The 13,371-nt window shown below is 54.1% G+C and carries 9 protein-coding genes, 1 tRNA gene and 1 pseudogene; 7 read left to right on the top strand and 4 right to left on the bottom strand.

The features are described from left to right. A partial coding sequence (locus tag AC2FNN_RS13490; RefSeq protein ID WP_496759064.1) for a hypothetical protein occupies window positions 1–372 on the top strand: 372 nt, incomplete at its 5' end. Between the two features lie 164 nt (window positions 373–536). After that, window positions 537–608 (top strand): annotated as a pseudogene (locus AC2FNN_RS13485) (IS6 family transposase); the annotation flags it as partial. 287 nt (window positions 609–895) lie between these two features. Here AC2FNN_RS13485 and AC2FNN_RS13480 read toward each other — a convergent pair. Beyond that, the gene (locus tag AC2FNN_RS13480) at window positions 896–1,357 is read right to left on the bottom strand and encodes a glycosyltransferase family A protein (RefSeq protein ID WP_496759066.1); all 462 of its coding nucleotides are present in this window, start codon (window positions 1,355–1,357) and stop codon (window positions 896–898) included. Window positions 1,358–2,087: 730 nt separating this feature from the next. Between AC2FNN_RS13480 and AC2FNN_RS13475 the strand changes: the two genes are divergently transcribed. From AC2FNN_RS13475 to AC2FNN_RS13465, 3 genes are all read left to right on the top strand, one after another. Further along, window positions 2,088–3,593 carry a hypothetical protein gene (locus AC2FNN_RS13475; RefSeq protein WP_496759063.1) on the top strand — a complete coding sequence of 502 codons (1,506 nt, stop codon included), beginning with the start codon at window positions 2,088–2,090 and terminating at the stop codon, window positions 3,591–3,593. A 411-nt stretch (window positions 3,594–4,004) separates the two neighbouring features. Further along, window positions 4,005–6,869 (top strand): endonuclease/exonuclease/phosphatase family protein, encoded by a 2,865-nt coding sequence (locus tag AC2FNN_RS13470; protein WP_496759062.1) that lies wholly within the window; start codon window positions 4,005–4,007, stop codon window positions 6,867–6,869. 76 nt (window positions 6,870–6,945) lie between these two features. Continuing rightward, window positions 6,946–8,394 carry a tyrosinase family protein gene (locus tag AC2FNN_RS13465; RefSeq protein ID WP_496759061.1) on the top strand — a complete coding sequence of 483 codons (1,449 nt, stop codon included), beginning with the start codon at window positions 6,946–6,948 and terminating at the stop codon, window positions 8,392–8,394. A 193-nt stretch (window positions 8,395–8,587) separates the two neighbouring features. On the opposite strand, the gene AC2FNN_RS13460 is transcribed toward AC2FNN_RS13465, so the two are convergent. Together AC2FNN_RS13460 and AC2FNN_RS13455 are read right to left on the bottom strand one after the other, a co-directional pair. Next, window positions 8,588–9,345 (bottom strand): IS5 family transposase gene (locus AC2FNN_RS13460; protein ID WP_496759060.1). Its coding sequence is split into 2 segments (ribosomal slippage): window positions 8,588–9,024 and window positions 9,024–9,345, totalling 759 coding nucleotides; the frame shifts between segments, so codons are not numbered across the junction. 271 nt (window positions 9,346–9,616) lie between these two features. Beyond that, window positions 9,617–9,703: transfer RNA gene (locus AC2FNN_RS13455), tRNA-Leu, on the bottom strand. Between the two features lie 201 nt (window positions 9,704–9,904). Here AC2FNN_RS13455 and AC2FNN_RS13450 point away from each other — a divergent pair. Continuing rightward, window positions 9,905–10,888: a complex I NDUFA9 subunit family protein gene (locus AC2FNN_RS13450; protein ID WP_496759059.1), complete on the top strand. Its 984-nt coding sequence runs from the start codon at window positions 9,905–9,907 to the stop codon at window positions 10,886–10,888. On the opposite strand, the gene AC2FNN_RS13445 is transcribed toward AC2FNN_RS13450, so the two are convergent. Continuing rightward, the gene (locus AC2FNN_RS13445) at window positions 10,889–11,692 is read right to left on the bottom strand and encodes an undecaprenyl-diphosphate phosphatase (RefSeq protein ID WP_496759058.1); all 804 of its coding nucleotides are present in this window, start codon (window positions 11,690–11,692) and stop codon (window positions 10,889–10,891) included. A 230-nt stretch (window positions 11,693–11,922) separates the two neighbouring features. Between AC2FNN_RS13445 and AC2FNN_RS13440 the strand changes: the two genes are divergently transcribed. Continuing rightward, a complete protein-coding gene (locus AC2FNN_RS13440) occupies window positions 11,923–13,356 on the top strand; it encodes an NAD(P)-dependent oxidoreductase (protein WP_496759057.1) in 1,434 nt (477 codons plus the stop codon). Window positions 13,357–13,371 lie beyond the last annotated feature (15 nt).

Raw genomic sequence — 13,371 nt, 5'->3', positions numbered from 1 at the left:
GGCGTGCTTGATGAGCTCAACCTGCTCCGCGATGATCTAGCGGCTCTGCCGAGTGAAAAACTGCCTAGAGAAGCCCTGAAAACGCTGCAGATCGAACACATGGTCGGCATGGCGGGTGTCTACATCTTTCAAGAAAAGCTGACCGGTGTGGCCGTGGACGCCGCCTTGAAAGAGGATATTGCCACCAAGATCGAGGCATGGGTTGACGCAAATCCTGGCGTGGCGCCGAGTTTGTACAAGGTTACACTGCCCTTGTTGCGCAACGTCCGGGAAGCTGCTGACGAGATCAACAAAATTCTGAAGGAGGAACACCATATGACATGGTTTGACAATATTGCTCTAAATCAAATGCGCGATCTCGTTGCCCATTGATTAGAATTAGGGTTGGTCAGGGATACAAAACTAACGGGAATTAAGTCGGTTGATTAAGCAAATGCAAATTGGACGAACAGAAGGTTCTGTCGCAAACTTTGCTCCCAACTGTCATTCCGACTGCGGTTTTGATAACGCGCGCTAGGAAAAGACAGGGGCAAACCATGACGATTTCACTCAAAGGCGCGCATTTTCCGAAGGACGAGATCTTACACGCGCTTTTCTTCTACCTGCGCTTGGAAAGCATGAAATCAAGCGCTCGCCCCTTTAAGAAAGAACGATGGATCGTTTCATCATTCGGGAGAAGCTGGCGATGATGGGTGTGGATCTTCATCATGGCTCGAAGCATGAGGAACGGGTTTGCGCTGATATTAGACTGATGTATGTGATAACAGGAAACCAATTCTTAAGTCGAAGCGGCAGGGAGTTTGTTTAACAGACGCAAATACAGGTCGAAGTCTTCGGCAGGGTAGGTAAAGGAACGAAATTTCTCCTGAGAGAGAGCCTCACGGCGAAAAAGCACTTACGCTGGATGCTGTGCAAAACAGCTGACCAACATCCGGCCGTAGAAGTTGTCAGCGACCACAGAACTATGCCCGAAGGGTTTCTTGGAGGATTGCGAAATCCGTTGGGATCGGCCAAAAAACAGACTGGCCTTTGGGTTTGAGTCCGCAAGGGAGCCCAGGTGTTCCAATGCCTTAGGGAGCAACCAATCGTCGCCGTCGACAAATAGCACGAAGTCACCCACCGCCTCTGAAAGGCCACGGTTTCGCGCTTCTGAAACGCCCGAATTTGCCTGTCTAACTACACGAATGATCGGATTTCCAATCCTCCCAACCGTGTCTTGAACGTCCTCTGTTGTGGAGCTGTCGTCTACTACAATGCACTCAAGGGGCGGTACGCTTTGACTTGAGACGCTCTCCAGGCAGTGGGCAATTACATCCGCTTGATTAAAGCACGTTGTGATAACTGATATTTGGACCATGCGAGTTGTACCAGAAAAGTCAGAAAATTGACGAGCCTCCTCTGGATGGCCCACCCAAATTGCTAGTTCGTCTCGGGTCACTGATCTATCGGGATGACGTTTCTTGGCGCTAGGGGCGTGCATCCGAGGACACTGTACCGCATGTAGCAGAGGCTTGCAGTCCTATCGGTAATTCAGCTGGGCATGGGTACTCGTGCAATCCAGTTAGCCATGCGGCAATAAGATAGGTGTGGCTGGCAGGCGGGTATGGCCAGGATTGGTGTGGGCGCAGCGACCGGAAGGGAGTGAGGCAGAGTCTCGTAACATTCGGCACGGACTAACGATCGCGTTCCGCGTAAGCGTTCAGATCTTGGCGCGCTTGCCGCCGTTGCCTCAGCCACGGCGATGCTTCCCCTTCAAGCATGAACTTGTGCCAACCATCCGTAGCTTGTCTGCCGCAGACCGGCAACGCCGGCGAATGCCGTTGGTAGTGATTTCAATCTCTGACACAGGCATTTGCTTAAGACTATACTTTAGCCTCTTTGGTCAGACCGACCTAGCAAGGTTCTGAAGCAATTCGGAGGTAAGAATCCAATCCGAACCGTCCGGGGTGTAGGATACGCGATAGGTTAATCTCATTCCAAAGTACTTTATATAAGATAGAGTATGCGTCCGTCTCCATATTTCCCGCTATGAGCGCAACAGATTCGAGCATACACTTATTGCGGTCTATCTTATTCAGCGAATTGTATTGAAGAAAGACCAGACAGCATCGAGTTTTTCAGGCTCTGATTTCCAAGCGAAAGGATTACCAATGAACCCTATAGTGTATAAAGCGCTCGTACCGAACCCTGCAAAGCACAAACGTACTGACGGCGACCGCCATGCGATCGCCCCGCAGACCAGAACCCGAACCGAGGCCGGCAGCACACTTCGGGTGCGAGCAACGCGTCCGGGTCTGTCAAATCCGTCTCTCATATCGTCGTATAAGGGATCGATCGATCGTCTGCTATTCGCATTTCCACCATATAGCCTTGCAGAACCTCTGTTTTACAAGGCGTACCAAGCGCTCATTTCCGAATTGCGTGCTGGAACACGTTTCATCGTGGCCTGTCTGGAAAGCGACAAAACGACAATCGAGCAGTGGTTTATCAACAATGGACACAGCGGCGCGAGCATTGAATGGTCCTTCTTGCCTCAGTTCACAAGTTTCACTGATTGGGCGGAAGACGCCTATGTTGGGATGGTTGATCTGGACGATGGCCAGCATTACCTCATGGAACCCTGGGAGTTCCTCCGGGCTGGCGATGCGCTTATCGCCGATGCCGTGGAAGAACATACAGGCAATATCCGAGCATCACAGTCACCGTTGATGTTTCAGGGTGGGAATTGTCTCGTTGCTGATGACCACTGGTTCTTGGGTAGGGACTATTTTTTTGACTGCATCGATTTGATCAGATCCAACCGGGCACCTGTCGCCCTCCCCGCCGGGACCACGGAAGGCGAGTTCGTTTTCACGTTGTTCAAAGAGTATTTGGACGCTGCGAGAGAACTGGTATTGCTGGGTTCGGAAAGGCCAATACCGCTGCCACCGATGGTGGGGACAACCGAAGGTGGGCGGCACTTTCTTGATTTGCCCACGGGAGGCAATGGGTCTTACCAGCCGATCTTCCATATCGATATGTTGATGTCGATAATTGGCGACAATGGTAGCGGCCTTGAGATTATGGTTGGAGATCCCGACCTTGCCGACACCATGTTGGGACGTCAAAGCCCTTACTCGCTTTCTGGAGAGTATCAAAAAATCGCTGACCAATTGTCAGGCTTGGGACTTACCGTTCACCGCAATCCGCTTGTACATTGGCCAACCGAAGAAAACACCCTCACGCTTGGTCAACTCGAACAAATAGCTACGGCCAACAACGATACGACCCTATTGGATGCCTGTGACGCGTTGCGCAGTCAGGGCGCCGGCGACGCATCACAAGTCACCGTTCGAGAGTGGCACCATATCACTTGGAACAATTGCCTCGTTGAGAACAGCTCGCAAAACGGGAAACACATCTATCTGCCTAACTTCGGCTTTGGCGATAAAGCAAATCTTCAGGCTCTCGATGAACACATGAAAACCATGTGGGAATCCTTCGGATACACGGTCCACATGCTCGGCGATTTCAACGCATTTGCTGAGAGAGCAGGTGTTGTTCATTGTATCTCGAAATATCTCGGCCGCTCAGATCCTCCTCTCACAAGCTGAAGCGATTTCCCGAACCAAGTGATGTTAGTCACACATTGGTGGCGCGCACCGGTTGCCCTTTGCGCGCCGCCACTTGGCATATTTTTCGCTCAAATCAGGTTTTCGCATGCATTGCTCAAGTGTGATCGAGAGACACTTTGTAGTTCGCGCCTACAAAACTGGCAGTGTTTTGGTTTTTTGAAGTAAATCCTCTAGAAAATTGCAATTTTTGGGGGCATTATCGTTCTATTATTTTGGGCCAATCGCCAATGTCCGAAGTCTTCAATTTGAGGACCTCGCAGGAGCCTAGGCTGCGAACATTGTTACACTTATTGATCCAAGCGCGATTAAGCCCGGTCCGAAATCCGATGACCCCAAGGTTATGCGTGATCGCGGACGCCAACAGACTGGCGAAAAAAGGGGTGCATGCATATGAGACAAGGTCGTTACCAAGCTGACAGCGGTCAGATTTCCTTTGATATCCGTGCTGAGCTGCGTGGCGACTTGGTCGTCCTTAGCGGAGATATACTTGCTCAAGGTCAGTTCGTGGCAGGCTTCCGAGGGACCACTGCTCGCCCTCAAACGATCTCTGAAGTCGTGGAAGCTCCGATCACATTCATCGGACATCCCAGACTGGACACAGGCCAAATCCGGATTGACGTCGACGACCGTGGGATCGGTGCCTTTCAGCTAACCGTCGATTTGCAAGGCGGCCTTCGTGACACTGTCGCTGGTCAGATCCGCTGGATCAGCAGACGTTTCCGGTCTCTTGCTATTGAGATCGACGGCCTTGACGGAACTGATGTTCGAACATCCTTTGTCGGAAATGACGGACAGACAATTTCACTTGCTTCGGCCTATGAAGCAGTCGGCTTCGATGTTGATATTCGTCAGGACCGCTTTGGTTGGATTGCCCCACGCGCCCAGGAAGCGCGCGGTTGGACACCGGCTGAGATGCATCGTGCCATGGAGCAGATCCGCACGGGTCCAGTTCACGGCACACTTCAGACCCATGTGTTTGTTTGCGGTTTCATGGCTGGTCCACGCAATCGCGGCGTGCTCGGCATCATGTATGATTGGGATGATGCCGATGAAAATGATCGTGCACGTGAAGGTGTTGCGATTTTCCATGATCATCCACTCTTGTCCGATCCGCGCTTTTCTGTCGAAGCGCGGGATCGCGAGTTCACCTACACGCTGATCCATGAAATCGGTCATGCGCTAAACATGCTGCACAGTTTTGATAAGGCACGCCCTACATCGCTCTCTTGGATGAACTACCCTGATGCCTTCCCTCTCGGGCACGAGGCACCGGAGTTTCACGACGGTTCAAACGAGTTCTGGTCGCAGTTTGAGCATGGGTTCGACGATCAGGAACTCAATCATTTGCGTCACGGGACCAGACGGGAAATCTACCCGGGTGGTTTTGAGTTCGGTCGATACGAAGAAGGATTGAGTTTGCCATTTGGAGGGCAGGTAAACCCGCACCGCCCTGCCCCAGGTCTGAACCCGCTTCGCGCCACGAGCGATCTTAAGCTCACGCTCGAACCGCTTAAGTCTAGCTATGAGTTAGGTGAACCTGTTTTCACGCGCATCGCCCTGCGCAATGTCGGCCGAACCGTGCGGGCTGTGCCCACCAAACTCGATCCCATTGAGGGCTTTCTGCAAATCGAGATCACTGAACCCGACGGACGCCGCTTCGACTATCGCCCGCCTATGCGGCTTTGCGCCAAATCGGAGCGCACGGCACTCATGCCAAACGAAGAGCTGACGGGTCATCCTGGCGCACCTCTTTTCGTTAGCGCCGATGGCCCGACTTTCACTAAGCCCGGACGCTATGTTCTTCGTGGTCGTTTGGCGGGGATTGACGGCTTTCAGATCGCCGAATCCGCACCGGTCAGCCTATCCGTCGATACCCCGACACAGGCGATCGAAAAGTTTGCCGAGACAGTATGGGAAACACCGGGCGCGCTTAGAGCGCTTTATCTCAGACACCCGCTTGCTGACAGGGAGGCCTGGCATGTGCTGGATGATGCGTCCAAACGGGCCAAGCTGCCAAGTCGCCGCGGTAACTCCACAGCTGATCATATCAATTATGTAAGCGCTCTTGGGTGGCTGACGCCTTTCGCTGATCTACAGGGACGCCAGGAGCTTTCAGCTGATGTCGGGCGTGCTCAGGAGATCATGAAAGACGTGCGCACGAACGCCCTCCCCCAATCGTGCGAACAACGCAAAGACACACTCGAGCTGCTCGTCTCAGAAAAGAGCCGAGCAAAACTCTATCCTTCTGAAACTGTCCCTACGCCGCCGGTGGCTGTCGACCCGATAGATATTCAAGTGCCACCTGCAGGGCTTTTTGGTTCAGCGGGCCTCGATTTGCCGGGTCAAGGCGACACGCCCGTCGATCCCTTTGTTCGCGTTGTCGACACGTTTCGAGGGCGGTTGCGTTTTGCAGATATTGTAACCTGGAACATCGAACAGCTTCACCGCGAGGATGAAACCGCACGCTTCCGTCGCGTTGCAAGGCTAATGCGCGATATGCGCTGCGATTATTGGGCCCTTCAAGAGGTGGACCTTGAAGCCCTTGAACGTCTAGTCTTTGAGCTCAACAATCTGTCGACCATTCGGTATGCCTATGACGGTGTTCGAGGCCGTGGCCAGCAATGCGGATGCGTATACCGAACGGACACTACGACAGTGCAGCAGCTTCGACCGCCGAGAGAGTTGTTTGAAGGCGAGATCGAAGTGGAGCTTCGTGACGGGTCAAAACGGAACAAGGATATTTTCCTGCGTGACCCGCATATTACTGAGGTAAGGGTCCGAAACGGAGACCATACGTTCGATTTCCGCTCAGCAAACGTCCACCTCAAGTCCACGGACTGGGACTATAAGGACAAGGGCAACGCCCACCGCTTGGCAGCAGCAGAGCGGCTGGCCAGTTGGGTTTCCGAAGATCGAGCCGCCACGAGCGAGATTGATTACTTCATCTTTGGCGACATGAACGGTGAGAGGGCATCGCAAGGACTGGGGCCATTCCTCGATCACGATGCGCTCGACGTACTGTCCGTTGGCATGCAGGAAAAGTATGGTGAGGAAAACTCGCTCACGCGCGTTGCGAGCCAGCGCACTCTCGACCATATCGTTGTGACTTCGGATACGTCAGCCCTGGCACCTTCGAATGATCTGGGTGAGCAGATCATCATACGTACGGACCGACGGATACCAAACTTCACAAGAACCCATTCCGATCACATACCGGTGGCCGCTCGCTTCATTATAGATGATGACGACCACTGATTGGCACGTTTGAGCAAGTATCAATTGCCGGACCCCGTCAACTACAGTCAAAGCCAATTCGCGAGGAACCACCGGCATGGCAGTCATCGAAAACCCAACTTACATGGAACACATTCGTCACTTTCTTATCGACGAAGATCACGCATGCATGTTTCCCTTTGGCAAAGACTATACAAGCTACATAGCCCTAAAGAATGCAGCGATTGAGGTCTATTCGGTCACCAAGCCGCCCAATGCACGCATGCCCGAGCCGGTCGCTCGACGATGGGATGAAGACAAATCGCAGAGCTTCCTCAACTGGATCACCAACGGGCACCCGCTTGGCGTCCCAAAACCAAAGAAGCCGAAGGTCGGTAGCACCGGCCGGGTTCGAAAGTCGCTTTCGGAACTGTCAGATGATGAGAAAGCTCTTTTGAAGAAAGCCTTCAAAGGCATCATGGAAAGGGACCCTGATGACCCTCAGAGCTACTTTAAAATAGCTGGGATTCACTGGTTTCCCAACACACCGCCAAACGAGGCTTTTTGCCAGCATCATGTGGTGCATTACCATATGTGGCACAGGGCCTATCTCTTACAATTTGAAGATGCGCTGCGTTCTGTTCCTGAGTGTGAAAACGTCACACTTCCCTATTGGGACTTTTCTGAGCGGCTTCCGGCTTGGATGTTTCGCGCTCCGTTCAAAAGCTACACGCTTCCCAGGGAGGTCCACCCCGACTATCCAGCTGGACACAAAACCGAGCGCGATACTGCGGCACAGATCGAAAGAAATTTCCGCGATGACCGTATTTTGGAAACGATCGATGACGCGCTTACCAAGCCAAGTTGGGAGACATTCAACCGAACGATTGAAGGCGCACATGACGCTGGCCATCCGGCCTGTGGTTCCAGTCTCGCAGCAGCTGACATTGCGTCGTTCGACCCGCTCTTTTGGTTCTTCCACGCAAACTGGGACCGCCTTTGGTGGCGCTGGCAGCAGACAATACAGGCGACAACGATTTGGTCTTTCCGCTCGACATTCTCCGATCCTACGACCGGCGTGTTTTTCACAACTCCGCTGAACCGATTGCGGCCAAATTTCATGGATGCCGACGAGACCATCGATTTGCATGCGCTTGACGTTACTTACACAATTCCGGCGACCGCGGCGCCGGTTGTTGTAGGCGATAACTTTGGGTCACTCGTCGCAATGGGCGGGTTCAGAACAGCCAAGGAGCCGATGATGTCTGTCCGGGTGCGGGACATCGATCGTCTTGTGATTCCCGGCTCGTTCCGTGTCAGCCTTCTTGCCAACGGCAAACCTGTTGCTCGGCGAAGCTTTTTCCAGTCCACGGTGCCGATCGATTGTCCGACTTGCCGAAAGACCGCGCTCATCAATCTCGACTTCAAGGTTCCACTTGAGAAGATCCTCGGTGCGCGCATGGATTTGCGGATTGAGGTGTTTGGGAAAGACGGAAAACCTAGACCCTTCCCCCTAAGCTCAGTCGGCAACCCGACCGTGAATGCGCGCTTGCCACTTGAACTTTAGCATTTGAAATCAGGAGAAGCATTGTGACTTTGGACAAATACACTCTTCACAAAGATCAACAAAGTGAACGCTGGCACCTCGAAAAAGAAGGCTCGGATCGGGCAAAATAGACCGGTTCTGTCGCAAACTTTGCTCCCAAATGTCATTCCGACTGCGGTTTTGATAACGCGCGCTAGGCTCCAGACTCATTGATTTACAGCCAGAACAGCACGGTAGCTGCTAGAGCGATGGCCGAAAGGAATACCTTTGGGCATCTGTCATATCGGGTTGCGACGCGCCGCCAATCCTTCAGGCGTCCGAACATGATCTCGATGCGGTTGCGTCGTTTGTAGCGGCGCTTGTCGTATCGGACAGGCTTGTCGCGTGACTTTCGACCTGGGTTACAGGGATTCATTCCCCTGTCATTAAGGGCTTCACGGAACCAGTCTGCGTCATAACCTCGATCTCCCAGCAGCCAGTCAGCCGATGGCAGACTGTTCACCAGAGCCTTGGTGCCTGTGTAACCGCTGACCTGGCCCGCAGATATGAAGAAGCAGATGGGGTGCCCGAGACCGTCAGTAACAGCGTGCAGTTTCGTATTCATGCCACCCTTGGTACGCCCTATCAGCCTGCCGCGCCCCCCTTTTTCAACCGCAGGCTGGAGGCTGTGCGGTGCGCTTTGAGGTATGTAGCGTCAATCATGGTGGTCTTATGATCGGTTCCTTCCGCAGCCAGCCTGGTCATGATCCGAGCGAACACACCCATATCGCTCCACCGCTTCCAACGGTTGTACAGTGTCTTTGGTGGTCCAAATTCACGCGGCGCATCGGACCAACGTAACCCATTGCGGTTGATGAAAATAATCCCGCTCAGTACACGACGATCATCAACTCTCGGTTTGCCATGGCTCTTTGGAAAGTAAGGCTGAAGCCGCGCCATCTGCTCGTCGGTCAGCCAGAATAGATTACTCATGTTATACCCCTGAAACTCAGGGGCTTGAATCACGCAGCCGAGATGACGGCAACCAAATTATTGGGTCCAGAACCTAGATCGACCAGGGTACGTAATTAACGTATGGGCCAACAGCGCGCCATCATCATCCATGCCTTCCAATGCGACAACGACCCGCAGCGCCTAAACTTAAACAGAAATCGAGCAACTAATAGGGGGTGGTCAGTAGGGTGGATAGAAAAGGTAGTTCTTAATCTAGCGCTCTGACAAAAAAACAAATTTTTGGGATTTATGGTGCCCAGGAGAGGACTCGAACCTCCACGTCCATACGGACACTAGCACCTGAAGCTAGCGCGTCTACCAATTCCGCCACCTGGGCAGGTGTCGTGGAGGGGCGTTTAAGCCTAGTCGCGGGGGGCGTCAACCAGATTCGGCGAGAATTTTTAAAGTTTTTTGAATTCAGTTCCTGGCCGGTGTTTTTCGCCGATGATTTTCAACACCGTCGCGGCGAATTAGCGCCTTGTTTGACTGGCCTGCGGGCGCTAGTTCTAGGGCGCAATTTCTCAGCAGGAGCCCTCTCATGTCGAAACTGGTGACGATTTTTGGCGGATCGGGATTTGTCGGTCGCTACATCGCGCGGCGCATGGCGAAAGAGGGGTGGCGTGTCCGGGTGGCTGTACGCCGTCCGAACGAGGCCATGTTCGTGAAACCCTATGGTGCGGTGGGTCAGGTCGAACCGGTGCTGTGCAATATCCGGGATGATGCCTCGGTGGCGCTGGCGATGCAGAGCGCCGATGCGGTTGTAAACTGCGTGGGTGTGCTGAACGAGCTTGGCAAGAACGGGTTTGATACCGTACAGGCCGAAGGAGCTGAACGTATCGCGCGTTTGGCGGCCGAGCAGGGCATCAAGCGGATGGTTCACATCTCGGCCATCGGTGCGGATGCGAATTCAGCCAGCGCGTATTCCCGGACCAAAGCGCATGGTGAAGCGGGCGTGTTGAAGCATATGCCAGACGCCGTGATTCTGCGTCCTTCGGTGATCTTTGGCACCGAAGACCAGTTCTTCAACCGTTTCGCCGGAATGACCCGCATGGGGCCGTTCCTGCCTCTGGTCGGGGCCGAGACAAAATTCCAGCCGGTTTTCGTAGACGATGTGGCGCAGGCTGCTGTCAAAGGTGTTCTGGGACAGGCAGAGCCGGGTGTTTACGAGCTTGGCGGCCCCGAGGTTAAGAGCTTTCGTGCCTTGATGCAGCAAATGCTTGACGTGATTCACCGTCGCCGCGTCATCATTGGTCTGCCCTTCTTTGCCGCGCGGATTATGGCAGGAGTGCTGGATATCGTTAAATTTGTCAGCTTCCAGTTGTTCCCCAACAACATATTGACTCGCGATCAGCTTAAGAACCTGCGTCATGACAATGTTGTCGCCGAGGGCGCAAAGTCTTTTGCAGATCTTGGGATCGTGCCGACCACGCTGGAATCGGTGTTGCCGGAATACCTGTGGAAATTCCGCCCCTCGGGTCAGTATGACGACATTCAGAACTCGGCCAAAAACCTGCGTATCTGATCAGCTGTAGGCCATGATCAAAAGTATCCCGCCAAGAATGACGCGGTAGATGACGTAAGGTGTGAAGCTGACGCTGCGCAGAAGCCGCATCATCAGGCTGAGTGCCAGCAAGGCCGAAAGAAAGGCAAACAGCGCCGCAATGGACCCATCCCGGGCCAGTTGCATATCGGCCCCGCGCACGGCATCCAATGCCAGCAGAGTGCCCGACGCCAGAATCGTCGGGATCGACATCAACATGGCAATCCGCGCGCCGTCTTCACGGGTATATCCCAATTGTCGCGCGCCCGTTATGGTTATTCCGGAACGGGACGTGCCTGGGATCAGGGCAAGAACCTGCCACAGACCCATGATCAGCGCGTCGCGTATTCCCCAGTTTTCGGCCTCTTTGGTTTCAGGAGCCTTCTGATCCACCCAATACAGCAGCAGACCGAAACCCAGCATTGTCCATCCGATGACCGTGATCGAGCGCATGGCCTGGCTCAACCCGGTGATGTGCAGAATGAGGCCCGCGATCACGGTAGGAACAGTTGCAACGATCAGGCCCAGAGCAAGCCGGGCCTGCGGTGTATCGGCCCGCCCGGTCAGCGCGCGCGGCAACCCGGAAAGGGCCTGTTTTACATCCGACCAGAAATACAGCACCACGGCGCCCAGGGTTCCCACGTGCACCGCGACATCAATGGCTTGTCCCTGATCTTGCAAGCCCGACAGGTTGGGCAGCAGGATCAGGTGGCCAGAAGACGATATGGGCAAAAACTCAGTGATTCCCTGAATGATTGCTACGAGAATCAGGTGAAATAAACTCATCTGCCCTGCCGTGCTGCTGCCACGTGTTCTTTGTGGGTTATGGGTATAAGGGCGATGGAAAAAAGGAAAGCGCGCATATAGGTCCGTATCGGATCTAAAATTTCCAATTATTTTCCTGTTTTCTCACGGACACGCCGCATTTTTTCAATTTAGGTCAGTATAATTGACTTTTCATCCAAATACGCATCCCTTAAAGAAACGGAACCTAGCCAATTCATGGAGTCTGACCCGTGGCCAAGCAACCGATGCTGAAATTTGTGCGGATCGACCGCGTCATGCCGGAAAAGCGTGCTGCCAATGACCGCAAGGACGACTTTGACGAGATCTATTCCGAGTTCGCTGCTGAAAAAGCAGCCGAACAGGCGAGTCGGTGCAGCCAATGCGGTGTTCCGTACTGCCAGTCGCATTGCCCGTTGCACAACAATATTCCCGACTGGTTGCGCCTGACTGCGACCGGACGCCTGGAAGAAGCCTATCAGGTAAGTCAGGCCACCAATACCTTTCCCGAAATCTGCGGGCGCATCTGTCCGCAGGACCGCTTGTGCGAAGGCAACTGCGTGATCGAGCAGTCGGGCCATGGAACGGTAACGATTGGTACGATCGAGAAATACATAACGGATACCGCATGGGAAAAAGGCTGGGTGCAGCCGGTCGCTCCATCGGCCGAACGCGCTGAAAGCGTGGGTATCATTGGTGCAGGCCCCGGTGGATTGGCCGCTGCGGATATGCTGCGCCAGGCTGGTATCCAGGTCACGGTATACGACCGCTATGACCGGGCCGGTGGCCTGTTGATGTATGGCATTCCGGGGTTCAAACTGGAAAAAGACGTTGTTCAGCGCCGCAATGACCTGTTGGCTGATGGTGGGGTCGAGTTTGTTCTGAATTGCGACGTGGATGCGGCCAAGTTCGAAGAAATCCGGGCCAGGCATGATGCCGTTATCATTGCGACAGGTGTCTACAAGTCGCGCGACCTGGCAATGCCGGGCAGTGGTCTGGCCGGAATCGAAAAGGCGATCGACTTCCTGACAGCCTCGAACCGGAAAAGCTTTGGCGACGAGGTCGAAGAATTCGACAATGGTCGCTTGAACGCCGACGGCAAGAAAGTCGTTGTGATTGGTGGCGGTGACACTGCGATGGATTGCGTCCGCACTTCGATCCGTCAGGGCGCGACATCTGTCAAATGTCTGTATCGCCGGGACCGGGCCAACATGCCGGGATCACAGCGTGAAACGCAGAATGCCGAGGAAGAAGGCGTGATCTTCGAATGGCTCAGCGCGCCCAAAGGGTTCACGGGTGAAGACACGGTCAAGGGTGTTATCGTTCAGAAGATGCGCCTGGGACAGCCCGACGCGTCCGGTCGTCAGGCCCCCGAAGTGATCGAAGGCGCGGATTATGTCGAAGACGCCGATCTTGTGATCAAGGCGCTTGGATTCGAACCTGAAGACCTGCCCACGTTGTTCGGACAATCTGACCTGCCGGTCACCCGTTGGGGTACGATCAAGGCGGCGTTCCAAACCGGCGAGACCGAAATGGACGGAGTCTATGCAATCGGTGACATCGTGCGCGGTGCCTCGCTGGTGGTCTGGGCGATCCGGGACGGTCGTGACTGCGCTGATGCGATCATCGAGCGCTTCAATGCAAAATCTGCCGTTGCGGCCGAATAATCCCGGCGATCAGGA

The organism is Ruegeria sp. BHSA118 (assembly GCF_059613405.1).
This window is presented reverse-complemented; position numbering and strand designations above follow the sequence as displayed.

What these genes read in the sequence shown, in the direction of transcription:
- AC2FNN_RS13480 (WP_496759066.1), bottom strand. Translation starts at nt 1,357, where the DNA reads ATGGTCCAAATATCAGTTATCACAACGTGCTTTAATCAAGCGGATGTA.
- AC2FNN_RS13470 (WP_496759062.1), top strand. Translation starts at nt 4,005, where the DNA reads ATGAGACAAGGTCGTTACCAAGCTGACAGCGGTCAGATTTCCTTTGAT.
- AC2FNN_RS13465 (WP_496759061.1), top strand. Translation starts at nt 6,946, where the DNA reads ATGGCAGTCATCGAAAACCCAACTTACATGGAACACATTCGTCACTTT.
- AC2FNN_RS13450 (WP_496759059.1), top strand. Translation starts at nt 9,905, where the DNA reads ATGTCGAAACTGGTGACGATTTTTGGCGGATCGGGATTTGTCGGTCGC.
- AC2FNN_RS13445 (WP_496759058.1), bottom strand. Translation starts at nt 11,692, where the DNA reads ATGAGTTTATTTCACCTGATTCTCGTAGCAATCATTCAGGGAATCACT.